12 protein-coding genes are annotated in these 25,123 nt (G+C 69.8%); 9 read left to right on the top strand and 3 right to left on the bottom strand.

The annotated features are described in order from the left end of the window. The first annotated feature begins 35 nt into the window (after positions 1 to 35). The 5 genes from P0Y52_15660 (at position 36) to P0Y52_15640 (ending at position 8,520) form a co-directional block, all read left to right on the top strand. Positions 36 to 1,229: an efflux RND transporter periplasmic adaptor subunit gene (locus P0Y52_15660; protein ID WEK57950.1), complete on the top strand. Its 1,194-nt coding sequence runs from the start codon at positions 36 to 38 to the stop codon at positions 1,227 to 1,229. A 5-nt stretch (positions 1,230 to 1,234) separates the two neighbouring features. Further along, entirely contained in the window at positions 1,235 to 4,507 is a 3,273-nt protein-coding gene (locus P0Y52_15655; GenBank protein ID WEK57949.1) for a multidrug efflux RND transporter permease subunit, read from the top strand. After that, complete coding sequence (locus P0Y52_15650; GenBank protein WEK57948.1) at positions 4,507 to 5,940, top strand: TolC family protein; 1,434 nt, start codon at positions 4,507 to 4,509, stop codon at positions 5,938 to 5,940. The genes P0Y52_15655 and P0Y52_15650 overlap by 1 nt, the downstream gene beginning before the upstream one ends. 199 nt (positions 5,941 to 6,139) lie before the next feature. Beyond that, the gene (gene proB / locus P0Y52_15645; GenBank protein ID WEK59517.1) at positions 6,140 to 7,249 is read left to right on the top strand and encodes a glutamate 5-kinase; all 1,110 of its coding nucleotides are present in this window, start codon (positions 6,140 to 6,142) and stop codon (positions 7,247 to 7,249) included. Next, complete coding sequence (locus P0Y52_15640; GenBank protein WEK57947.1) at positions 7,246 to 8,520, top strand: glutamate-5-semialdehyde dehydrogenase; 1,275 nt, start codon at positions 7,246 to 7,248, stop codon at positions 8,518 to 8,520. The genes proB and P0Y52_15640 overlap by 4 nt, the downstream gene beginning before the upstream one ends. 90 nt (positions 8,521 to 8,610) lie before the next feature. Here P0Y52_15640 and P0Y52_15635 read toward each other — a convergent pair whose 3' ends face one another. Next, positions 8,611 to 11,055 carry a membrane-bound PQQ-dependent dehydrogenase, glucose/quinate/shikimate family gene (locus tag P0Y52_15635; protein WEK57946.1) on the bottom strand — a complete coding sequence of 815 codons (2,445 nt, stop codon included), beginning with the start codon at positions 11,053 to 11,055 and terminating at the stop codon, positions 8,611 to 8,613. 167 nt (positions 11,056 to 11,222) lie between these two features. Then, the gene (locus P0Y52_15630; protein WEK57945.1) at positions 11,223 to 14,027 is read right to left on the bottom strand and encodes a pitrilysin family protein; all 2,805 of its coding nucleotides are present in this window, start codon (positions 14,025 to 14,027) and stop codon (positions 11,223 to 11,225) included. Positions 14,028 to 14,289: 262 nt separating this feature from the next. Between P0Y52_15630 and P0Y52_15625 the strand changes: the two genes are divergently transcribed. Genes P0Y52_15625 through ligD form a run of 4 tightly spaced genes read left to right on the top strand, consistent with a single transcriptional unit; the run spans position 14,290 to position 24,222 of the window. Further along, a complete protein-coding gene (locus P0Y52_15625) occupies positions 14,290 to 15,723 on the top strand; it encodes an NAD(P)-dependent oxidoreductase (GenBank protein ID WEK57944.1) in 1,434 nt (477 codons plus the stop codon). Then, complete coding sequence (gene gltB / locus P0Y52_15620; protein ID WEK57943.1) at positions 15,720 to 20,246, top strand: glutamate synthase large subunit; 4,527 nt, start codon at positions 15,720 to 15,722, stop codon at positions 20,244 to 20,246. The genes P0Y52_15625 and gltB overlap by 4 nt, the downstream gene beginning before the upstream one ends. Before the next feature lie 43 nt (positions 20,247 to 20,289). Beyond that, positions 20,290 to 21,618: an ammonium transporter gene (locus P0Y52_15615; protein ID WEK57942.1), complete on the top strand. Its 1,329-nt coding sequence runs from the start codon at positions 20,290 to 20,292 to the stop codon at positions 21,616 to 21,618. Between the two features lie 54 nt (positions 21,619 to 21,672). After that, the gene (gene ligD / locus P0Y52_15610; GenBank protein WEK57941.1) at positions 21,673 to 24,222 is read left to right on the top strand and encodes a DNA ligase D; all 2,550 of its coding nucleotides are present in this window, start codon (positions 21,673 to 21,675) and stop codon (positions 24,220 to 24,222) included. Here ligD and P0Y52_15605 read toward each other — a convergent pair. Continuing rightward, the gene (locus tag P0Y52_15605) at positions 24,219 to 25,118 is read right to left on the bottom strand and encodes a LysR substrate-binding domain-containing protein (GenBank protein ID WEK57940.1); all 900 of its coding nucleotides are present in this window, start codon (positions 25,116 to 25,118) and stop codon (positions 24,219 to 24,221) included. The two genes, ligD and P0Y52_15605, sit on opposite strands and share 4 nt — an antisense overlap. Positions 25,119 to 25,123 lie beyond the last annotated feature (5 nt).

Below are 25,123 nucleotides of genomic sequence, written 5' to 3'. Positions count from 1 at the left end.
TATGTTGAAATCCCCTCTCTCAGGAGAATGCGCCGATGCGCACGGTTAAGATCGCGGTTGCGTCCGTCATGATGTCAGCCGCCCTCTATGGCTGTTCCAAGGGAGGCGAGGCGCCCGCGCCTCAGGCGCCCCCCGTCACGGTCGCCACGCCTCTGGTGCGCCAGGTCGTGGATTGGGACGAAGTCACGGGCCGCTTTGAAGCCACCCGTTCGGTTGACGTGCGCGCGCGCGTCGGCGGCTATATCCAGGCGGTCCACTTCAAGGACGGCGACTTCGTTCGCCAGGGCCAGCTGCTGTTCACGCTGGACGCCCGCCCGGCCCAGGCCGCGCTCGCCTCGGCCCAGGCCCAGCTGGCCCAGGCCCAGGCCCAGCTGACGCTGGCCCGCACCGAGTTCGCCCGCGCCGAAGGCCTGCTGGCCTCGCAGGCCGTGTCGCAAGCCGAGGTCGACGCCAAGCGCGGCGCCGTGGCCCAGGCCCAGGCCGCCGTCTCCGCCGCCAACGCCGCCATCCGCGCCCGCCAGCTGGACGTCGAGTTCACCCGTGTCGTCGCCCCCATCGCGGGCCGCGTCTCCGACCGCCGCGTCGATCCGGGCAACCTGATCGGCGGCGGCTCCTCGGCCGGCGACATCCTGACCACCATCGTCTCGTCCTCGCCGATCTACTTCGTCTTCGACGGCTCCGAAGCCCTGGCGCTGAAGTATCAGCGCGACGCCCGCACGGGCGGCGCCGCCCCGATCCGCATTCGCCTGCAGGATGAGACCGCCTACGACCGCGTCGGCACGCTGGACTTCACCGACAACGCCATCGACAGCGCCTCGGGCACCATCCGCCTGCGCGCCGTGGTCCAGAACGGCGACGGCTTCCTCAAGCCCGGCATGTTCGGCCAGGCGCAACTGGCCGGCGGCGGCGCCTATCAGGCCCTGCTGGTGCCGGACTCGGCCATCGCCACCGACGCCGCGCGCCGCGTCGTCATCGTCGTCAACGCCGATGGCACCACGACCCCGCACGCCGTGCAGACCGGGCCCCTGGTCGACGGCCTGCGCGTCATCCGCTCGGGCCTGAAGCCGACTGACCGCGTCGTCATCGCCGGCGGCCAGCGCATCCAGATGCCGGGCATGAAGGTCTCGCCGAAGACGGGGACCATCGCGCCGGTCGCCGCCAAGCCGGGCGACGCCCCTGTCACCCAGGCGGCGCCGGCCTCCAGCGCCTCCTTCGCCAACGCGGGCTAAGATAGATGAATATCTCCCGCTTCTTCATCGACCGCCCCATCTTCGCGGGCGTGATCTCGGTGTTCATCACCCTGATCGGCATCTTCGCCTATCCGATGCTGCCCCTGTCGCAGTATCCGGAGATCGCGCCGCCGACGATCACCATCAACGCGGCCTATCCGGGCGCCTCGGCCGAGACCCTGGCCGAGACCGTGGCGGCCCCCATCGAGCAGGAAGTCAACGGCGTCGAGAAGATGCTGTACCTGACCTCCTCGTCCACCTCGGACGGGGCGGTGTCGATCACCGTCACCTTCCAGCCCGGCACGGACCTGGATTCCGCGCAGGTGCTGGTCCAGAACCGCGTCGCCCTGGCCGAGCCCAAGCTGCCCGAGCAGGTTCGTCAGATCGGCGTGACGGTCAACAAGGCCGAAAGCGGCTTCCTGATGATCGTCGGCCTGACCTCGCCCGACGGCAGCCTGGATAACGACTATGTCGGCAACTACGCCAACTCGACGCTGCGGGACCGCCTGCTGCGCATCGACGGCGTGGGCCAGGTTCAGATCTTCGGCGGCGGCAACTATTCGATGCGCATCTGGATCGACCCGGCCAAGGCGGCCGAGCGCGGTCTGACCGGCTCGGACATCGTCGGCGCCCTGCGCGCCCAGAACGTCCAGGCCGCCGCCGGCGCCATCGGCCAGCCGCCCTTCGCCACCAACGCCGCGGCCTTCCAGCTGCCGGTTCAGGTGCAGGGCCGTCTGTCCGACCCCGATCAGTTCGCCGACGTGGTCATCAAGACCGACGCCCAAGGCCGCGTGACCCGCGTCCGCGACGTCGCTCGCGTCGAACTGGGCGCCCAGGATTACGGCATCCGCGGCTTCTTCGACGGCCAGCGCGGCGTCGGCATCGCCGTCGTCCAGCAACCGGGCGCCAACGCCCTGGCCACCGCCAACCGCGTCCTGGCCGAGGTCGAGGCCGTCAAGGCCGAGCTGCCCGCCGGCATGGCCGCCTCCATCCCCTACAACCCGACGGAATTCGTCGCCGCCTCGGTCACGGCGGTTCAGCACACCGTGTTTGAAGCCGTCGTCCTGGTGGCCATCGTCGTCCTGATCTTCCTGCAGACCTGGCGCGCGGCGATCATCCCGATCATCGCCATCCCGGTCGCCCTGGTCGCCACCTTCGCGGTGCAGCTGGCCCTGGGCTATTCGATCAACTCCCTGTCGCTGTTCGCCCTGGTTCTGGCCGTCGGCATCGTCGTCGACGACGCCATCATCGTGGTCGAGAACGTCGAGCGATATCTGAGACAGGGCCTGACGCCCAAGGAGGCCGCCTATCGTTCGATGCAGGAGGTTTCCGGCGCCCTGATCGCCATCGGCCTGGTGCTGACGGCGGTGTTCGTGCCGACCGCCTTCGTCCCCGGCATCCCCGGCATCTTCTATCGTCAGTTCGCCGTGACCATCGCCTCGGCGACCCTGGTCTCGCTGATCGTCTCCCTGACCCTGTCGCCGGCCCTGGCCGCCCTGCTGCTCAAGCCGCACCAGGATCACCATGAGCGCAAGCCGGGCCTGTGGGGCACGATCCTCCACTACCTCGGCTGGGCCGGCGCCCGGTTCAACCAGGGCTTCGACTGGCTGTCGGACAAGTATGGTCGCCTGACCGCGCGTCTGGTGCGTTCGCTGATGGTCGTCATGATCGTCTATGTCGGCCTTCTGGCCCTGACCGGATGGCGTCTGGTGGACACCCCCTCGGGCTTCATCCCGGAACAGGATCAGGGCTTCCTGATCGGCGTGGTGCAACTGCCCGCCGGCGCCTCGCTGGACCGCACCCAGGCCGTGATGGAACGCGCCAACGCCATCATCCAGAAGACCGAAGGCGTGGACGGCACCGTGGCCTTTGCCGGCCTCGACGGCTCGAGCTTCTCGTTCGGGTCGAACGCCGCCACCATCTTCGTGCGCCTCGACGCCTTCGAGAACCGCACCAAGGAACAGGCCGCGACGGCTCTGGCCGGCGCCATCACCGGCGCCACCGCCGGCATCCAGGACGCCAACATCTTCGTCATCGCCCCCCCGGCCGTTCAGGGCCTGGGCAATGGCAACGGCTTCAAGATGATGATCCAGGACCGTTCCGGCGCGGGCTACCGCGCCCTGGAAGGCGCCACCTTCGCCATGATGGGCGGCGCGGCCCAGATGCCGAACGAAGTGCAGCAGGTCTTCTCGACCTACAACACCGGCTCGCCCCGCATCGCCGCCGACGTCGACCGCAACAAGGCCCTGATGATGGGCGTCCAGCCCTCGGCCGTGTTCGACACCCTCGGCGTCTATCTCGGCTCGTCCTACATCAACGACTTCAACCTGCTGGGCCGCACCTTCCGCGTCACCGCCCAGGCTGAACCCTCGTCGCGGGACGATATCGCCGACATCGCCAACCTGAAGACCCGCTCGGCCACCGGCGCCATGGTGCCGATCGGCGCCGTCGCCAACCTGCGCGAGGACTCCGGTCCGGCCCGCGTCGTCCGCTTCAACCTGTTCCCGGCTTCCGAGCTTCAGGGTCAGGCCGCGCCGGGCGTCTCGTCCGGTCAGGCCATCGAGACGATGGAGAAGCTGGCGGCTCAGGCCCTGCCCCAGGGCTTCAGCTACGAATGGACCGAACTGGCCCTGCAGGAGAAGCAGGCCTCGGGCGGCGCCTCCCTGATCTTCGTCATGGCCGTGGTCTTCGTCTTCCTGGTGCTGGCGGCTCAGTATGAGGCCTTCACCCTGCCGCTCGCGGTGGTGCTGATCGTCCCCATGTGTCTGCTGGCGGCCATGATCGGGGTCAACATCCGCGGTCTGGACAACAACATCCTGGTCCAGATCGGCCTGGTCGTCCTGATCGCGCTTGCGGCCAAGAACGCCATCCTGATCGTCGAGTTCGCCAAGCAGGCGGAAGAGGAAGAGGGCATGGATCGCTTCGAGGCGGCCATCTACGCCGCCAAGGTGCGCCTGCGCCCGATCCTGATGACCTCCTTCGCCTTCATCTTCGGCGTCATGCCGCTGATGCTGGCGACCGGCCCCGGCGCCGAAATGCGCCAGTCGCTGGGCACGGCGGTCTTCTCCGGCATGTTGGGCGTGACCTTCTTCGGCCTGATCTTCACCCCGGTCTTCTACGTCATGATGCGCTGGCTCGCGGGCAAGCTGCCCAACGCGCCCGAGAAGCCGCGCGACCTGCCGACCACCTACGGCGCGCCGCCTCATGATCCGTATGACCCCACCGACCCCGCGCCGACGGCCCCGACGACGGCCAGCCCGCGCCTGGGAGACGCCTGATGAACCGTAAAGCCCTTTCCCTCCTGACCGCCTCCAGCGCCGCGCTTCTGCTCGCCGCCTGCGCGGTCGGGCCCAAGGCGCCGGACCCCACGGTCCCGGTGCAGGGCCAAGGCGCCTTCATCGGCGCGCAATCCGCCTCGGTTTCGACCGAGGCGGCCCGCGCCGACTGGTGGCGGCTCTATAACGACGCCACGCTGGACGGTCTGATCCAGCAGGCGCTGACCGAGAACAACGAGCTGGAGGCGGCCGCAGCCAACCTGCGCGCCGTTCGCGCCTCGCTGTCCGAAGCGCGCGCCGGTCGTCTCCCCTCGACCAACGCCAACGCCGCCTTCAACCGCAGCCAGGCGTCGGCCGCCACGCTCCAGCCGGGAACTCCGCGTCCCGAAATCGACACCTACAGCGTCGGTCTGGACGTCGCCTACGAGGTCGACCTGTTCGGCCGCGTCGAGTCGACCGTCCGCGCCGCCCGCGCCGACGCCGACGCCGCCGCCGAGGCGCTGGAAGTGGTGCGGATCACCGTCGCCGCCGAAACCGCCCGTGCCTATGCCGACACCTGCTCGGCCAACGCCCAGATCGCGGTGGCCGAACGCACCATCGACCTGCAGTCCAAGACCGTCGACCTGACCCAGCGCCTGCTGGACGGCGGTTCGGGCAATGGTCTGGACGTGGCCCGTGCTCGCGCGGCCCTGGAACAGACCCGCGCCAGCCTGCCGCCGCTGCGGGCCCAGCGCGACGGCGCCCTCTATCGCCTCGCCACCCTGACCGGGCGCACCCCGGCCGAGGCCAGCGAGGCGGCGCGCGGTTGCCAGTCGCCGCCGCAGCTGTCTCAGCCGATCCCGGTCGGCGACGGCGCGGCCCTGCTGGCCCGTCGTCCCGACGTGCGTCAGGCCGAGGCTCGTCTGGCCGCCGCCGCCGCCCGCGTGAACGTGGCCACCGCCAGCCTCTATCCGAGCATCAGCCTGGGGGGCTCGCTGGGCTCGACCGCGCTGGACTCCTCGGGTCTGGGCGACGACGCCAACTTCCGCTTCAGCGTCGGTCCGCTGATCAGCTGGAACTTCCCCAACATCGCCGTGGCCCGCGCCCGTATCAAGCAGGCCGGCGCCCTGACCGACGCGGCCCTGGCGACCTTCGACCAGACCGTGCTGACCGCGCTTCAGGAAACCGAGACGGCGCTCAGCGCCTACGCCAACGAACTGGACCGCCGCACGGCCCTGCGCACCGCGCGGGATCAGGCGGCGACCGCAGCCCGCCTGTCGCGTCTGCGTTTCGACGCCGGCGCCGACAGCTTCCTGACGGTGCTGGATTCGGAGCGGACCCTGGCCGGCGCCGACGCCGCCCTCGCCGCTTCGGAAGCCCAGGTCACGACCTACCAGATCGCCCTGTTCAAGGCCCTGGCCGGCGGCTGGGATCAGGCCCCCGACCCCGAAGCCTGATCCTCGGATCATCGCTAAAAACGGAGACGCCCGGCAGGTTCGACCCCGCCGGGCGTTTTCTTTTGGGCATCGCCGCACGATTTTGACGCGCGAAGGCGTGACCCCGGCCCGATTGATGCTCTAGGGAGATGGCGTGACCCTTCCCGCCGCGCCCTCCCCCGCCGCTCAGACTGCCGCCGAGGCCTCGCCAGCGACGGCGCTGGCCCATGCCCGCCGCGTGGTGGTCAAGATCGGCTCCTCCCTGCTGGTGGACGCCGCGACCCGCGCCGTGGCCCGCAACTGGCTGGCCTCCCTCGCCCAGGACATCGCCGACCTGCGCGCGCAAGGCCGCGAGGTCATCGTCGTCTCCTCCGGCGCCGTGGCCCTGGGACGCGGACGGCTGAAGACCTCGCCGGGCCGGTTGCAGGACAAGCAGGCCGCCGCCGCCGTCGGCCAGACCCTGCTGATGCACGCCTGGGAAGAGGCCCTGGCCCCGCACGGCCTGATCACCGCCCAGATCCTGCTGACCCGCGACGACACCGAACGCCGCCGTCGCTGGCTCAACGCCCGCGCCACGGTCGAGGCCCTGCTGGCCCACGGCGTCGTCCCTGTGGTCAACGAGAACGACACCGTCGCCACCGAGGAAATCCGCTACGGCGACAATGACCGCCTGGCCGCTCGAGCGGCCCAGCTGGCGCGCAGCGACCTGCTGATCCTCCTGTCCGACGTCGACGGCCTCTACACCGCCGACCCGCGCCGCGATCCCGAAGCGCGCCACCTGCCGCTGGTCGAGAGCCTCGGCCCCGACATTCTCGGCATGGCCAGCGGGCCCAACATGGAGGCCGGGGTGGGCGCCGGCGGCATGGCCACCAAGCTGGCCGCGGCCCAGATCGCCCGCTCCGCCGGCTGCGCCACCGTCATCGCCTCGGGCCTGACCTTGCACCCGCTCAAGGCCGTGGCTGAAGGCGCCCGCGCCACCCTGATCACCGCCCCGGCCACGCCGCTGGCCGCCTGGAAACAGTGGATCGCCGGCAGCATGGCGCCCGGCGGCTCGCTGACCCTGGACGAGGGCGCCGTGCGCGCGCTGAAATCTGGCAAGAGCCTGCTGCCCTCGGGCGTCGTCACGGTCAGCGGCGAGTTTGAAAAAGGCGACAGCCTGCGTCTGCTCGACCCGTCCGGCGCCGTCGTCGGCGTCGGTCTCGCCGCCTATCCCGCCGACGAGATCGCCCTGATCCGCGGCCGCCATTCCGATGAGATCGAAAGCCTGATCGGCTATCGCGGCCCCTCGGTCGTGATCCACCGCGACGACCTGGTGCTGGAGACCCGATGACCGACGTGATCATCCCTGTTCTTGGCCTGATGCTCGACATGGGCCGCCGCGCCCGCGCCGCCGCCGCGCTCCTTCGCGCCACCACGCCGGACGCCCGCACCGAGGCCCTGATCCGCCTGGCCGAGGGCCTGCGCGCCGCCGAGACCAAGATCCTGTCGGCCAACGCCCGCGACATCGACAACGCCCGCGCCTCAGGCCTGTCCGAGGCCCTGATCGACCGCCTGGCCCTGACGCCCGCCCGCGTCGAGGGCATGGCCACAGCCGTCGAGACCATCGCCGCCCAGCCCGATCCGGTCGGCGCCGAGATGGCCCGCTGGACCCCCGCCAATGGTCTGGACATCGCCCGCGTCCGCACCCCGCTCGGCGTGCTGGGCGTCATCTACGAAAGCCGCCCCAACGTCACCGCCGACGCCGCCGCCCTGTGCATCCGCTCGGGCAACGCCGCCATCCTGCGCTGCGGTTCGGACTGTCTGGAATCCTCGCGCGCCATCGCCGCCGTGGTCGCCCGCGCCGTGGTCGAGGCCGGCCTGCCCGCCGACGCCGTCCAGTTGGTCCCCGTGCCTGATCGCGAGGCCGTCGGCGCCATCCTGTCGGGCCTCGACGGGGCCATCGACCTGATCATCCCGCGCGGCGGCAAGAGCCTGGTCGCCCGCGTTCAGGCCGAAGCCAAGGCCCCGGTGCTGGGCCACCTCGAAGGTCTCTGCCACACCTATCTCGACGCCGCCGCCGACCTCGACGTCGCCCGCCGCGTCGCCGTCAACGCCAAGATGCGCCGCGTCTCCGTCTGCGGCGCCACCGAGACGTTGCTGGTGGATCGCGCCGCCGCTGAACGCCTGCTGCCCGCCGTCGCCGCCGACCTGATCGCCGCCGGCTGCGAACTGCGCGGCGATGATGCTACCCGCGCCCTGGTTCCCGAAGCCGCCGAAGCGGTCGAGGCCGACTGGACCACCGAATACCTGGCCCCCGTCCTGTCGGTGCGGGTCGTGGACGGCGTGGACGGCGCCGTCGACCACATCCGCCGCTATGGCTCGGGCCACACAGAGGCCATCATCACCACCGACGCCGAGGCCGCCGAGCGCTTCGCCAACGGCGTCGACAGCGCCATCGTCCTGATCAACGCCTCGACCCAGTTCGCCGACGGCGGCGAGTTCGGCTTCGGCGGCGAAATCGGCATCTCGACCTCGAAGCTGCACGCGCGGGGCCCCGTCGGCGCCGAGCAACTGACCACCTACAAGTACGTGGTGCGCGGCCAGGGCCAGACCCGGCCCTGAAACAGAAAAGGCCGGAGCCAAAGCCCCGACCTCTCCAGTTTTCTAACGGGCCTCAAGTAGCCCGAAGGGCGATAGGCCCAGAAAAGAAGCCTACGACCTGCCTTCCGGCAGGGCGTAAGCCATCACGTAATCCCCTTCCGGCGTCTCCATGAAGTGATGCCCCCCAGCCATGATGACCAGATACTGGCGGCCGTTCTGCTCATAGATCATCGGGTTGGCCTGACCGCCCGCCGGCAGGACGTCGGACCAGACGGTCTTGCCCGTCTCGATGTCGATGGCGCGGATCAGGTCGTCGGTCGCGGCGGCGATGAAGATCAGCCCGCCCGCCGTCACCGCCGAGCCGCCATTGTTCGGCGTGCCGATCTCGACCGGCAGCATGGAGGGGATGCCGAACGGGCCATTCTTCCTCGCCGTGCCGAAGGGACGATCCCACAGGGTGCGGCCGGTCTTCAGGTCGATGGTGCGGATGCCGCCATAGGGGGGCTGTTTGCAAAGCAGGCCCGTAAACTTGACCCGCCAGCCGGCATTGACGTCGATGGCGTAGGGCACGCCGATCTGCGGATCGCCCGCGCCCTCGGCCTTGGACTTCGACAGGTTGCCGCCGCGATTGGCCGCCTCCTTCTCGCGCTCGATGTAGCGGGGGTCGTCGCGCGGGAACCAGCCCAGACGGTCCGCCTCGGCGCGGGGCACCAGACGGTTGTGGTTGGGCATGTCGTTGTAGTTGGCCACGATCACGCCGCGCGCCGGATCGACCGCCACCCCGCCCCAGTCCGAGCCGCCGTTATAGCCCGGATACTGGATATAATGACGGTCCGCCGTCGGCGGGGTGAAATAGCCCTCGTAACTAGCCTGACGGAACTGGATACGACAGACCATCTGATCGATCGGCGACATCCCCCACATGTCGCGCTCGGTCAGGTCCGGCTTCCTCAGCGTATGGAACAGGGAGAAGGGCTGGGTCGGGCTGCGTTGGGCGGGCTCCACTCCGCCCTGCGGCACGCGCCGCTCCTCGACCTTGTGCAGCGGCTGGCCGGTGCGACGGTCCAGGATGTAGAGGTCGCCCTGCTTGGACGGCAGCACAACGGCCGGGACCGGGCCCGCCGCCGTCGGCATGTCCACCAGAGTCGCCTGCGAGCCCAAGTCATAGTCCCAGACGTCCTTCCTCACCGTCTGGAAATGCCAGCGCGGCTTGCCGGTCGTCACGTCCAGCGCCACCAGCGAGGTCGAGTACTCGTTCTCGGCCGGGCGACGCAGACCGGAATAATAGTCCGCCGCCGAATTGCCCATGGGCAGGAAGACCAGGCCCAGGGCCTCGTCCGCCGTCGCCGTGGTCCACATGTTCGGCGTGCCGGGCGTATAGGTCTGGCCCGCCGGCGGCAGGGTGGTGATGTCCGGCCGCATCATGTCCCATGCGAAGCGCAGCTGGCCCGTCACAGCGTCAAAGCCCTGGATGACGCCCGACGCGTTCCAGCGCTTCTGCCCGTCCAGAACCTGATGCCCGGTGACGATCACGCCGCGCACGATGACCGGCGCCGAGGTGATGGAGACCATGCCCGGATAGGGATCGCCCATGCCCGTCTTGATGCTGACCGCGCCCTGGATTCCGAACCCGGCGCAGGGCGCCCCCGTGCGGGCGTCCACCGCCACCAGTCGCCCGTCAAGGGTGCCCTCGATGATCCGCGTGGCGCAGGGTTGGGCCGCATCGACGTTCGGCTGGGCGAACCAGGTCACGCCCCGGCAGGCGGCGGTATAGGGAATCTGGTCGTCGGCGACCTTGGGGTCATAGGTCCATTTCTGCTTGCCTGTGGCGGCGTCCAGCGCGAACAGCCGATTGCGGCCCGTGCACAGATAAAGCGTGTCGCCGATTTTCAGCGGCGTCGTCTCGGCGCCCCAGCGCTCACCCGGCAGGTCGCCGGTGCGGAAGGTCCAGGCCCGTTTCAGCCCCTTCACATTGGCCTTGTTGATCTGGCTCAGCGGCGAATAGCGCTGGGCGCTGTCGGCCCCGCCATAGGCCGGCCAGTCGGCGCCCGTCTTGATCAGGGCCGGATCGCCGATGCCGCCCTGGCCCATGGCCGGGACCGGGCTCTCCACCCGCGCCTTGTTGGCCTGGGCCACCACGACGCCGGAGATCAACCCCAGCACGACGATCAGACCGAAACCGCCGAACGCCAGCCGGCCGCCCCCGCCCTCCCGTTTCAAGACGGGGAAGGACAGGACCACAAGGATCAACAGCACCAGCGGCGCGATCACGCGCGGCACCAGGGCCCAGCCGTTCAGCCCGACCTCCCACAGCGCCCAGACCACCGTGCCGATGAAGATGAGGATGTAGAGCCAGGCGCCCGTCGCCCTCAGCAGGGCCAGCAGTCCCCCCGACAGGATCATCAAGAGGCCGACGATCAGATAATAGGGCGAGCCGCCCAGCATGATCAGTTGCGCCCCGCCTATGGTCAGCGTCAGGCCGATCAGGGCGATGACGACCCCCAGCAGGCGCACCAGGACGCTTCCGAATCCGCGCCCGCGTTCAATCGAGGACATATCGCACGACTCCTGGGATTTCAGCTTGGGGGTTCAGCCTGGGGGTTCAGCTTGGCCTTGCCTCAACCCGCCGAAAGCCGGGCCGTTCCCAAAAGCGGCGAAATAGAGGCCAAAGAAAAAGGGCGACGCCGCAGCGCCGCCCTTTCCTGTCGTGCCGAACCGGTCCGTCAGTTGACGGGTCGGCCCTCCGTATCGACCACCTGCACCTCGCCCAGGTTCAGGGCGCGGATCTTGGGCTCGATGGCGGCGCGGTCGCCGACCACGACCCAGGTCGTCGGCCCGTCGCCGACGATGGCGCGCGCCGCGACCGAGGCCCGTTGCGGATCGGTCGCGTTCACCGAGGCGGCGTAGCCGTCATAGTAGTTTTCCGGCACGCCATAGACGACCATGCTGGTCAGGTCGCCCGCCACGGCGGCGTTGGTTTCCCAGTTGCCGGCCATCCCCAGGACCAGGTTCGAGCGCACGGCGGCGATCTCCGCCTCGGTCAGGGGTCGCGACCCGACCACGTCGGTCAGCTCCTTGCGGATCTCGACCAGGCTCTCGGCGGTCTTGTCCGACTGGACGCCCGTCGAGACCAGGAACATCCGCTCGCCGCGCGTGGTGCGCAGACCCGAGCCCGCGCCATAGGACCAGTGCTTGTCCTCGCGCAGGTTCATGTTGATGCGGCTGGTGAAGGCGCCGCCCAGGGCGGTGTTGGCCACGTCGATGGCCCCTTCGCTTGCGGCGTCGAAGGCCGGGGCCAGACGACCGGCGGTGATCGACGACTGCGGACCGGCGCGATCCACGATCAGAACGCGCGGCGCGCCTTGCGACGGCAGGGCCGGCGCGGCCGGCTTGACCGGCAGCGGGGTCGAGGGCGCCTTCCAGGTGCGGAAGGCCTTCTCCAGCGCCGGGGCCAGCGCGGCCTGGGTCGTGTCGCCGACCACCACCAGGGTGGCGTTGTCGGGGCGGAACCAGGCGGCGTGATAGGCCTCGGCGTCGGCGGGCGTCAGACCCTGAACGCTGGCCTCGCTGCCCGAGGTCGGGCGGCCATAGGGGTTTTCAGGCCCGAAGACATTGGCCGCCAGCACCCGGCTGGCGATGGCGCCGGGGTTGCGGTTCGACTGCTGGATGGCCGACACCTGCTGGGCCTGGGCCCGCTGGAAGTCCTCGGCCCGGAAGGCCGGGTTCTGGATGATGTCGGCATAGAGGGCCAGCGACGGCTCCAGCCGCGAGGCGATCGCGTTCAGCGAGACATTGGTGTAGTCGACCGCCGATCCGGCGCCGATCGAGGCGCCCAGCAGCTGGATCTGGTCGCTGATCTGCAGGGCGTTCAGACGGTCCGTGCCGTTGGTCATGACGGCGGGCGCCAGCTGGGCCACGCCGTTCTTGCCGGCCGGGTCTGCCGCCGAACCGGCCTCGACGATCAGGTTCATGCTGACGGTCGGCACGCCGGTGCGCGGCGCCAGCACCACCTTCAGCCCGTTCGACAGGGTGAAGCGCTCGAAGCTGGGGAAGTCGGCCTGGGGCGCGGCCCCGGCCTCCGGCATCCTGGAGCGGTCGGCCCCGGTCGCCGCCGTGGTGAAGTCCGGGAAGGGCAGAACCTCCAGGGCATAGCTGCCGTCGCTCAGCCATTCGCGGCCTGCGGCCGTCAGATTGGCCGAGGTGGCGCCCAGCAGACGGTCGTAGCTGACCTTCCAGGCGCCGGGATCGCCGAGGAAGACCTGGCTCTCGGCCAGACGGTCGGACTTGCCGCCGAAGCCGCCGATCCGTTCCAGACCGCGCACCAGGGAGGCGCCGGTGACGGTGCGGGCGCGTTCCAGCTCTTCGGCGCTCGGGCCTTCGCGCAGCAGGCGGGCCATTTCCTCATCGACCACCCGCTCGATGGCGGCCAGGTCCTGACCCGGCTTGGCCGTCACCATGACCAGGAACTGGCTGCCGATCTCGCTTTCCGAAGTGCCGGCGAAGACGCTGGTCGCCACCTGATCGTCGAAGACCAGACGCTTGTGCAGACGCGAGGTGCGGCCCGACGACAGCACCTGTCCAAGCAGACCCAGATAGTCGGTCGCGGCCTCGCCGGTCGGCGGCACGTTCCACACCTTGTAAAGACGCGGCTGGCCGACGCGGTCGAACATGACCTCGCGCTGGGCGCCCTGCATCTTGGCGATCATGCGCTGGGGCTGGGTCACAGGCGGACCCGAGGGGATGTCGCCGAAATAGCGCTCGACCTTGGCGCGGGCCTCGTCAGGCGTGATGTCGCCGGCCAGGACGATCACCGCGTTGGCGGCGCCGTAGTAGTCGCGGAACCAGCCCTTCACGTCGTCCAGGCTGGCGGCGTCCAGATCGGCCATCGAGCCGATGACGGTGTGGCCATAGGGGTGATCGGCCGGATAGGTGGCCTCGGTGATCGCGTCCCAGACACGGCCATAGGGCTGGTTCTCGCCCTGGCGCTTCTCGTTCTGGACGACGCCGCGCTGCTCATCCAGGCGCGCCTGGTCGATGGCCCCCAGCAGGTGGCCCATGCGGTCGCTTTCCAGCCACAGCACGCTGTCCAGCGCCGAGGTCGGCACGTTCTGGAAATAGTTGGTGCGGTCGGTGTTGGTGGTGCCGTTCTGGTCGGTGGCGCCCAGCAGCTCGGTGGCCTTGAAGAAGTCGGTGTTGAAGTTTTCCGACCCGTTGAACATCAGGTGCTCGAACAGATGGGCGAAGCCCGAGCGTCCGGTCGGCTCGTTCTTGGACCCCACGTGATACCAGATGTTGACCGCCACGATCGGCGCCTTGTGATCCTCATGGACGATCAGGGTCAGGCCGTTGGGCAGCACCATCTTGGTGAAGGCAATGTCCACGTCCGGCAGGGCCGGAAGCGCGGCGGCGGCGGCCCGGTTCTGAGCGGCGGGCGCGGCGGCGGGCGCCGGGGCGGCGTGAGCGGCGGCGGCCAGAAGGCTGACAGCGGCCCCGCCCAGTAGGGCCAGGCGGCGAGCGGAAATGGTCATGGATTCCCCCAATGCGATATCGCGATGGCGCGACCGTAACGGCGCTACGTCGCCAGAAACCAACCTTTCCGAAATTTAATCCGCCCCGAGGCCGCCCGCGCGCCCGAGACAGCGGAATTTCATGCTGCGGCGCACACCAATAAACGGTCGCAATATGCCAAGGTTATGGAAATCCAACTCACTTCATGCCCACCTTCATGATTTTAAGGCTTTGCTGCGGAAAATATTTGCACCGACGCCGCATATTTCGCTTAATGAGCAGATGCAAAAAGGTGGTCGTTCCAACCCTGGTGGTTTTCTGATTGAGCAGCGTCGGCTGGAGAAACAGCCCGCTGATCTGCGCGTACGCGCCTTTACGGAGATCACGCTCAAGCCGACCGCCGTCAGCGGGACGGCCCAGGCGTCGCGCTGCACCGACTGCGGCGTGCCCTTCTGCCAGAACGCCTGCCCGCTGCAGAACAACATCCCCGACTGGCTGGCCCTGTCCGCCGACGGCGACCTGCGCGAGGCCTGGCGCGTCGCCGCCTCGACCTCGACCATGCCGGAAATCTGCGGCCGCATCTGTCCGCAGGACCGCCTGTGCGAGGGCGCCTGCACCCTGCAACAGTCCGGCTGGGACGGCGTCACCATCGGCTCGGTCGAGGCCTGGATCGCCGACACCGCCTTCGACAACGGCTGGGTCGAGCCCATCCGCCCCCTGGCCGAACGCGGCCAGAGCGTGGGCATCATCGGTTCAGGCCCCGCGGGTCTGGCCGCCGCCGACCGTCTGCGCAGCGAGGGCTACGCCGTCACCGTCTATGACCGTCACGACCGCGCCGGCGGCCTGCTGACCTATGGCATCCCCGGCTTCAAGCTGGAGAAGCGCATCGTCCAGCGCCGCATCGACCGCCTGATCGAGGGCGGGGTCCAGTTCGTGCTCAACACCTCGGTCGGCGTCGACATCTCGATGGACGAGCTGCGCGACCGCCATGACGCCGTCCTGCTGGCCATGGGCGTCTATCAGGCCCGCACCCTGGCCGTGCCCGGTCGTGGTCCCAACGACACCGTCGCCGCGCTCGACTTCCTGATCGCCCAAAACCGCGTCGACTGCGGCGACGCCGCTGATGCGTCCGCGCCCCACGCGGCCGGTCGCGACGTCGTCGTCGTCGGCGGCGGCGACACGGCCATGGACTGCGTCCGCACCGCCATCCGTCAGGGCGCCAACAGCGTCGTCTGCCTCTATCGCCGCGACCGCGAGAACATGCCGGGTTCGGCCCGCGAGGTGCAGAACGCCGAGGAGGAAGGCGTCCGCTTCGAATGGCTGGGCGCGCCCAAGGCCCTGATGTCCAAGGGCGAGGCCGTCACCGCCGTCCGCGCCCAGCGCATGGCCCTGACCGACGCTTCGGCTGGCGGCCGTCGCGACATCGCCCCCGTCGCCGGTTCGGATTTCGACCTGCCCGCCGACCTGGTGATCGAGGCCCTCGGCTTTGAGCCCGAGGCCTTCGCCGAGCAGCTTGACGCCAACCTTGGCTTGACCAAGTGGAACACCCTGCAGGTGGCGCGTGGCGGTTTCGCCACCACCTTGCCCGGCGTGTTCGCCGCCGGAGACGCCGTGCGCGGCGCCTCCCTCGTCGTCTGGGCCGTGCGCGACGGTCAGGACGCTGCGGCCGAAATCGACCGTTACCTGCGCGCGCGTACCGAGGAAGCCGCCGCATGACCGACGCATCGCAATCGAACTGGCTGGCCCAGTATGAAGAGAACCGCGCCCGCCTGATCGAAGGCGGCGCCTATGACGCCTCGTCCGAGCGCGACGCCTGCGGCGTGGGTCTGGTCTGCGCCATCGACGGCAAGCCCCGGCGTGAAATCGTCGAGATGGCCATCCAGTCGCTGAAGGCCGTGGCCCACCGCGGCGCGGTCGACGCCGATGGCCTGTCCGGCGACGGCGCCGGCATCATGATCGAGCTGCCCCAGGCCTTCTTCGCGGCCCAGGTGCGCGCCGTCGGCCAGACCCTGCGTCCCGGCCCCATCGCCGTGGGTCAGGTCTTCCTGCCGCGCACCGACCTGGGCGCCCAGGACCACGCCCGCGCCATCGTCGAGGCCGAGGCCATCCGCTCGGGCTTCTACATCTACGGCTGGCGCCAGACGCCGATGGACCTGTCGGTCGTGGGCGTGCGCGCCGACGCCACTCGGCCCGAGATCGAACAGATCATGCTGGCCGCGCCCGAGGGCATGGAGATCGAGGCGCTGGAGCGTGAGCTCTTCCTGTGCCGCCGCCGCATCGAAAAGGCGGTGCAGGCCTCGGGCCTGAACGGCTTCTACCTGTGTTCGCTGTCGGCCCGCTCCATCGTCTACAAGGGCATGGTCCGCGCCGAGCTGCTGGGTCAGCTGTATCACGACCTGAACGACCCCACGGTCGTCGCCGGCTACGCCGTCTTCCACCAGCGCTACTCGACCAACACCTTCCCCGAGTGGAAGCTGGCCCAGCCCTTCCGCATGCTGGCCCACAACGGCGAGATCAACACGCTTCAGGGCAACCTGAACTGGATGCGCGCCCACGAGATCCGCATGGCGGCCTCGGCCTTCGGCGACCGCGACCAGGAGGTCAAGCCGGTGGTCCAGCCGGGCGGTTCGGACTCGGCGGCCCTGGATAATGTCTTCGAGGTTCTGGTCCGCGCCGGGCGCCCTGCCCCCCTGGCCAAGGCCCTGCTGGTGCCCGAGGCCTGGTCCTCGGACGACGTGGTGATGAAGCCCGAGCACCGCGCCCTCTACGCCTACTGCAATGCGGTGATGGAGCCGTGGGACGGCCCCGCCGCCCTGTGCGCCGTTGATGGTCGCTGGGTCGTGGCCGGCAAGGACCGCAACGGCCTGCGCCCCCTGCGCGCCGTCGAGACCGTCGACGGCCTGCTGCTGGCCGGCTCCGAGGCCGGTCTGGTCCCCTTGCCCGAGGGCCGCATCAAGCGCCGCCTGCACATCGGCCCCGGCAAGCTGATCGCCGTCGACCTGAAGCACGGCCGTCTCTACGACGAGCATGAGGCCGTTGACGCCCTGGCCGCCGCCCAGCCCTATTCGGACTGGCTGGACAACATGGTCGATCTGGAGCCCATCATCGGCCCCGGACCCGAGCCGCGCGCCGCCACCGGCGAGGCCCTGATCCGGCGTCAGATCGCCGCCGGTTTCAGCCGCGAGGACCTGGATTTGCTGCTGGACGCCCTGGTCCGCGACGGCAAGGAAGCCGTGGGCTCCATGGGCGACGACGCCCCGCCCGCCGTCCTGTCCAGCCTGCCGCGCCCCCTGGCCCACTACTTCCGCCAGAACTTCAGCCAGGTCACCAACCCGCCCATCGACCCCCTGCGCGAAGCCGGGGCCATGAGCCTGAAGACCCGCTTCAAGAACCTGGGCAATATCCTGGCCCAGGACGAGGCCCAGACCGAGGTCTTCGTGCTGGACAGCCCGGTCCTGACCACCGGCATGTATCAGCGCCTGCTGGGCGTCGTCGCCGACGGCTCGACCACGGTGATCGACTGCACCTATCCGGTCCCGGCTGAAGACGACCGCTCCGGCGCGGGCCTGCGTCAGGCGCTCGACCGCATCCGCGACGAGGCCGAGGCCGCCGCGCGCGACGGCGCCACCCTGATCGTCCTGACCGACGAACACGCCTCGGCCGAGCGTCTGGCCGCGCCCATGATCCTGGCCACCGCCGGGACCCACGGCCGCCTGATCGCCGCCGGTCTGCGGACCTATTGCTCCCTGGTCGTGCGCTCCGCCGAGACCCTGGACCCGCACGCCTTCGCCGTTCTGGTCGGGGTCGGCGCTACGGCGGTCAACCCGTGGCTGGCGCAGGAGCTGTTCCAGGAGCGTCTGGATCGCGGGGTCTATCCGGGCCTGACGCTTCACGACGCCTGCCTGAACTACAAGCACGGCATCGAGGCCGGCCTGCTCAAGGTGCTGGCGCGCAAGGGCATCAGCATCATCTCCGCCTATCGCGGCGGTTGCGAGTTCGAGGTTCTGGGCCTGTCGCGCGCCCTGGCCGCCGAGTTCTTCCCCGGTGCCCCGTCGCGCATCTCCGGCATCGGTCTGGCCGGTCTGGAGCAGGCGGCGCTCAAGCGTCACACGGTCGCCTTCGGCGCAGCCGTCCCCTCCCCGTCGATGGGCGGCTTCTTCCGCATCCGTGCCGGCGGCGAGGCCCACGCCCATGACGCCAGGACCATCCACCTGTTGCAGGACGCGGTGAACCGCGGCGACTTCAAGCGCTTCAAGCAATACTCCGCCGCCGTCCGCGAGCAGCCGGACCTGGCCCTGCGCGATCTGCTGGACTTCAAGGAGGGGCTGACCCCGGTCCAGTTGCACGAGGTCGAAAGCGTCTCGGACATCCGCCGCCGCTTCCTGTCCCAGGCCATGTCCCTGGGCGCCCTGTCGCCTGAGGCGCACGAGACCCTGAACATCGCCATGAACCGGATGGGCGCGCGCGCCGTCTCCGGCGAGGGCGGCGAGGACCCGGCGCGTTACGTCCCGCGTCCGAACGGCGACAACGCCAACTCGGCGGTCAAGCAGGTGGCGTCGGGCCGCTTCGGCGTCACCGCCGAATACCTGAACCAGTGCCGCGAGATCGAGATCAAGGTCGCCCAGGGCGCCAAGCCCGGCGAGGGCGGCCAGCTGCCCGGCTTCAAGGTCACCGAGTTCATCGGCCGGATGCGCCACGCCGTTCCGGGCACGACCCTGATCAGCCCGCCGCCGCACCACGACATCTATTCGATCGAGGATCTGGCCCAACTGATCTACGACCTGAAGGCGATCAATCCCGACGCCAAGGTCACGGTCAAACTGGTCTCCTCGACCGGCATCGGCGCCATTGCGTCGGGCGTCGCCAAGGCCAAGGCCGACGCCATCCTGATCGCCGGCCACAACGGCGGCACCGGCGCCTCGCCGCAGACCTCGGTCAAGCACGCGGGCATGCCGTGGGAGATCGGTCTGGCCGAGGCGCATCAGGTCCTCAGCCTGAACCACCTGCGCTCGTCCGTGTCCCTGCGCGCCGACGGCGGCATCCGCACCGGCCGCGACGTGGTCCTGGCCGCCCTGCTGGGTGCCGAGGAATACGGCATCGGCACCTCGGGCCTGATCGCCATGGGCTGTCTGATGGTGCGTCAGTGCCACTCCAACACCTGCCCGGTCGGCGTCTGTTCGCAGGACGAGCGCCTGCGCGCCAAGTTCACCGGCACGCCGGAAAAGGTGGTCAACCTCTTCACCTTCATCGCCGAAGAGGTGCGCGAAATCCTGGCCTCCATCGGCGCGCGCACCATTGATGAGATTGTCGGCCGCACCGACCTGCTGCGTCAGACGCGGCGCGGCGGTTCGCATCTGGACGACCTGGACCTCAACCCCCTGCTGATGAAGGTCGACGTCGACCGCCCCGGCCGCTGGGCCGACAAGGTGCGCCAACCCGTGCCCGAGAGCCTGGACGCCCTGGTGCTGAAGGACGCCGCCGCCTTCCTCGAGCGCGGCCAGACGCTGGAGCTGTCCTATCCTCTGAACAACACCCAGCGCACCGCGGGCGCCGGCATCTCCTCGGCCATCGTCCGCAAGTTCGGCCCGCAAGGGCCGCAGGGCCGCCTGAAGCTGAAGCTGGAGGGCATCGCCGGTCAGAGCTTCGGCGCCTTTGGCGCACGCGGCCTGATCCTCGACGTCACCGGCGAGGTCAACGACTACGTCGGCAAGGGTCTGTCGGGCGCCGACATCCATATCCGTCCCTATGAGTGGCGCGCTGACCAGCAGGTCTGCGGCAACACCACCCTCTATGGCGCCACCTCCGGCCGTCTGTTTGTGGCGGGGGCGGCGGGCGAACGCTTCGCCGTCCGCAACTCCGGCGCCGAGGCTGTGGTCGAGGGCCTGGGCGCGCACGGCTGCGAATACATGACCGGCGGCCGCGTGGTCGTGCTCGGCGCCGTCGGCTGGAACCTGGCGGCAGGCATGAGCGGCGGCGAGCTGTTCGTGCTCGACGCCGAGGGCCGCGCGGCTCAGGCCCTGAACGGCGACATGGCCGGGGTCGGTCGCATCGACGCCGAGGCCGAAGCGCGGCTGAAGGCCCTGATCGAGGCCCACGCCGCCGCCACCGCCTCGCCCCTGGCCCGACGCATCCTGGCCGACTGGTCCGGTTTCGCACCGCGCTTCGTCCGCATCGTCCCCAAGACCGTCCTCGCCGCCGAGGCCGCCGAAACCGACGTCAGGCTGGCCCAACCGGCCTGACGTCGCCCTTCCTTTTCGCCCGCGTCTTCTCCCCGAGACCTTCATGACAGCACCGACGATTTCCAAGGCCGCAGCATTCTGTTGCGGCCTTTTCGCCATGGCCCTTGCGGCGCCCGCCTTCGCCGCCGCCCCGCCCGGTCTGCTGGCGCATCAGGTTCCGCTGGCGCTCGACGGCGCCGGCACAGCCTGGATCCTGACTTCAACAGCCCTGGTGCTGATGATGACCCTGCCGGGTCTGGCCCTCTTCTACGGCGGCATGGTTCGGAAGAAGAACCTGATCGCCACCATCGCCCATTCCACGGCGGCCATGGCCATCGTCACCGTCCTCTGGTTCATGGCCGGCTACACCCTGTCCTTCGGGACCAGCGGCGCGGCCACCAACGGCTTCATCGGCGGGGTCCAGGCCCTCTTCCTCAACGGTGTGGGGGTGAAGACGGCCCACGCCCTGACCCCCGGCCTGCCCGAGTTCCTGTGGATCAGCTATCAGCTGACCTTCGCCATCATCACCCCCGCCCTGATCGCGGGCGCCTTCGCCGAGCGGATCAAGTTCTCGGCCAGCGTCCTCTTCTTCACCCTGTGGCACCTGATCGTCTATGCGCCGATCTGCCACCAGGTCTGGGGCGGCGGCTGGATGGGCGAGCTGGGCGTGCTCGACTTCGCCGGCGGGGCCGTGGTCCACGTCAATGCCGGCGTGGCCGGTCTGGTCTGCGCCATCGTGCTCGGCCCGCGTCACGGCTGGGGTCGCGACAACATGGCCCCGCACAACCTGGCCTTCACCGCCATCGGCACAGGCCTGCTGTTCGTCGGCTGGATGGGCTTCAACGGCGGCTCGGCCGCCGGGGCCAATGAGATCGCCGCCGTCGCCGTCTTCAACACCCTGCTGGCCCCCGCCGCCGCCGCCGTCGGCTGGATCGCGGTGGAATGGACGTTGAAGAAGAAGCCGACCCTGCTGGGCCTGCTGACCGGCGTGGTCGCCGGCCTGGTCGCCATCACCCCCGCCGCCGGCTTCGTCGACCCCAGGGGCGCCTTCCTGATCGGCCTGATCTCGGGCCCCGTCGCCTATGTCGGCGCCGTCTGGCTCAAGCACAAACTCAAGTACGACGACAGCCTCGACGCCTTTGGCGTGCACGGCATCGCCGGCATCGCCGGGGCCCTGCTGACCGGGGTCTTCGCCAACGCCGCCATCAACCCCGCCGCCGAAGGGGCCACCCTGTGGAAGCAGGCCATCGGCCTGGGCGGCGCCATGCTGTGGAGCGCCGTAGGCACCTTCGTGGTGCTGATGATCTGCAAATACACCGTCGGCCTGCGCGTCGAGAAGGAGGCCGAGATCGAGGGTCTCGACTACAGCCAGCACGGCGAGGCCATGCACTGATCAAGCGGGCGGCGAGCGCGTGAAGCCTTCGCCGCCCCTCTGCGTTCTGGCTGGATGGCGGCGCGCGGCGAGCTCAACACCTATCAGGCCAAACGGAACTTCGGCGTCACGCCGGAGCCGAAGGGCCGCAAGGCGAAGGCCCGCCAGACCGGCCTGCGCTATCTGATCCAGCGCCACGCCGCCTCGCGCCTGCACTACGACTTCCGCATCGAGCACGACGGGGTGCTCAAGTCCTGGGCCGTGACCAAGGCCCCGTCGCGCGACCCCCACGTCAAGCGGCTGGCGGTCGAGGTCGAGGACCATCCCCTCGACTACGGCGACTTCGAGGGGACGATTCCCGCCGGCAACTATGGCGCCGGCACGGTGCAGCTGTGGGACGTGGGCGAATGGACGCCCCAGGACGCGGATCTCGATGCGGCCTTCAGGAAGGGCGTGGTCAAGCTGACGCTGGACGGCGAACGGCTGAAGGGCGGCTGGGCCCTGATCCGGCTCAAGTCTGATCGCGGCAAGCCCCAGGAAGCGGGAAAGCAGAGAGCCAACTGGCTGCTGGTCAAGGAGAAGGACGCGCACGCCGTCGACGGCGAGGGCGACGCCCTGGCCGAGATCGACGCCTCGGTCACCACCGGCCGCAGCCTGGCCCAGATCGCCGAGGGCGCGACGGAATGGACCGCCTCCAAGCCCACCAGTCGCAAGGCCCCGCCCAAGCCCAAGCCGACCAAGGCCGCCCGGCCCGTAGCCCGCCCCCACGCCTTCGTCCCCATCCAGCTGTGCAAGGTCGCCGACCATCCGCCCTCGGCGCCGGGCTGGGCCCATGAGATCAAGTTCGACGGCTACCGCATCCAGATCGCCGTCGGCCATGGCCGCGCGACCTTGCGCACCCGCAAGGGTCTGGACTGGACCGAGCGTTTCCCCGAACTGGCCGCCGACGCCGCCCTCTGGCCCGACGGCGTGCTGGACGGCGAGCTGTGCGCGATCGACGCGCACGACATGCCGGATTTTTCGGCCTTGCAGACCGCCCTATCGGAGGGTCGGACCGACCAACTGGTCTATTTCGCCTTCGACCTCCTGTTCGACGGGCCGGAGGACCTGCGCGCCCTGCCCCTGTCGCATCGCAAGGCCCGGCTTCAGGCCCTGATCGACCGCACGCCCAGCGCCGCCGCCACGCGCCTGCGCTACGTCGAGCACTTCGGCGCCAGCGGTCAGGCCATTCTGGAAAGCGCCTGCCGCATGCATCTGGAAGGCGTCATCTCCAAGAAGCTGGACGCCCCCTATCGCGCCGGGCGCTCGGCCGCCTGGGTCAAGTCCAAGTGCCGGGGCCGCGACGAGGTGGTGATCGGCGGCTGGTCGTCCGAGGGCGGAACCCGCTTTCGCTCCCTGCTGGTCGGCGTGAAGACGAAAGGCGGTCTGCGCTATCTCGGCCGCGTCGGCACCGGCTATTCGACGGCCCTGACCAGGACCCTGCTGCCCGCGCTGAAGGCCGCCGCCGCCGACCGCTCGTCCTTCGTCGGGGCGAATGCGCCCAAGGCGGAGGCCGACCTCCACTGGACCACGCCGACCCTGGTCGCCGAGATCGAGCACGGCGGCTATACCGAGGCAGGCTCCCTGCGTCAGGCCGCCTTCAAGGGCCTGCGCGAGGACAAGGCGCCGTCCGACGTGACCGACGCCCCGCGCGCGCCGCCGGTCGTCAAAGCCGCCGCCGCCAAGCCCGGCAAGCGGGTCGTCGCCGGGGTCGCCATCTCCCATCCCGACAAGGTGCTGTGGCCGGGCTTCGACGGTCGCCCGCCGATCACCAAGGGCGATCTGGTCCGCTATTACGAGGCCGCCGCCGACCGCCTCCTGCCGCACCTGATGCAGCGCCCCGTCTCCATCATCCGCGCCCCGGACGGCATCGCGGGCGAGACCTTCTTTCAGCGCCACGCCATGGCCGGCCACAGCCCCCGGCTCCAGCTGATCGACGTCCATGAGCGCCAGCCCTATGTCGCCGTCGTCGATGTCGGCGGGCTGGTGGCCGTCGGCCAGTCGGGCGGGCTGGAGTTGCACCCCTGGGGCTGCAAACCCGGCGATCCCGAGACCCCGGACCAGATCACCTTCGACCTCGACCCCGACGAAGGCCTCGACTTCGAGGACGTCATCGCCGCCGCCCTCCTGCTGAAGCCCCGGCTCGAAGCGCTCGGCCTCACCCCCTTCGTCAAGACCACCGGCGGCAAGGGTCTGCACGTCGTCGTTCCGATCAAGACCGACGCCCGCAGCCGCATCGACTGGGACGCGGCCAAGGCCTTTGCCAAGGGGGTGTCGGAGGCGCTGAAGACCGCCCATCCCGACCGCTTCACCACCACCCTGGCCAAGAAGGCGCGCGGCGGAAAGATCTTCCTCGACTACCTCCGCAACGGCCGCATGGCCACCGCCGTCGCCCCCTGGTCGCCCCGCGCCCGGCCCGGCGCCGGGATCGCCTGCCCCCTGTTCTGGGATCAGGTGAAGCCCGGCCTCGACCCGAAAGCCTTCAACCTGTGGACCGCTGCGGCCCTGTTGACGCAAGCCGATCCGTGGGCGGAGTTCCGCGCCTCGGCCGCCTCGCTGAAGCCTGCGATCCGCAAGCTGGGCTAGGCCTTCAACCGCTCGGCCAGGAAGTCGACGAAGACCCGCACCCGCGCCGGGGTATTGGCGCCGCCCACAAAGACCGCATGGGTGTTCTCCACATCGCCGGGATTGAAGTCTTCGAGCAGGGGGACCAGTCGACCGGCGGCGATGGCGTCGGCCACGCTGAAGGCCCCGACCCGCGTGATCCCCACCCCGTCAGCGGCCAGCTGGCCCAGGGTCTCGCCGTTGTTGGCCTCGATGCCGCCCTGCACCGTCAGTCGGTATTCCTGCCCGTCGCGCACAAAGGGCCAGACCGGCTCGGCCCGGCGAAAATTGAAGTTCAGGCAGTTGTGGGCATGCAGGTCCTCAGGGACGCTCGGCGTCCCTGAACCCGCCAGATAGTCGGGCGAGGCCACGATGACGCGCCGCGTCTCGCTGACCTTGCGCGCCGTCAGCCCGCTGTCGTCCAGCGGCCCCGAGCGCACGCCCACGTCCGCCTGTCCGGCGGCGATGTCGACCACGGCGTCAGTCAGATTGATGTCCATCAGGATGTGCGGATAGAGGGCCGTGAACGCGCCCAGCAAGGGCACGACGTGCAGCCGCCCGTGCGACTGGGACACGCTGACCCGCAGCCGTCCGCGCGGCGCCCCCTGATCAGCGATGGCCTGCTCGGCGTCGTCCAGATCAGCCAGGATTCTCCGCGCCGCCTGCAGATAGGCCTCGCCCTCCGCCGTCAGCGTCAGGCTGCGCGTGGTGCGGATCATCAGCCGCACCCCCAGCCGCGCCTCGGTCCGCGCCACGGTGCGGCTGACCGCCGAGGGCGTCAGGTTCAGCTCCCGCGCCGCGCCCGAGAAACTGCCGGTCCGCGCCGCCGCCTCGAACACCGCCAGTTCGCCCGCGCGGTTGACCGCGATTCCGCTCATTCGTG

Origin of the sequence: Candidatus Brevundimonas phytovorans, from assembly GCA_029203145.1 — a bacterium.
Taxonomy (GTDB): domain Bacteria; phylum Pseudomonadota; class Alphaproteobacteria; order Caulobacterales; family Caulobacteraceae; genus Brevundimonas; species Brevundimonas phytovorans.
This window is presented reverse-complemented; position numbering and strand designations above follow the sequence as displayed.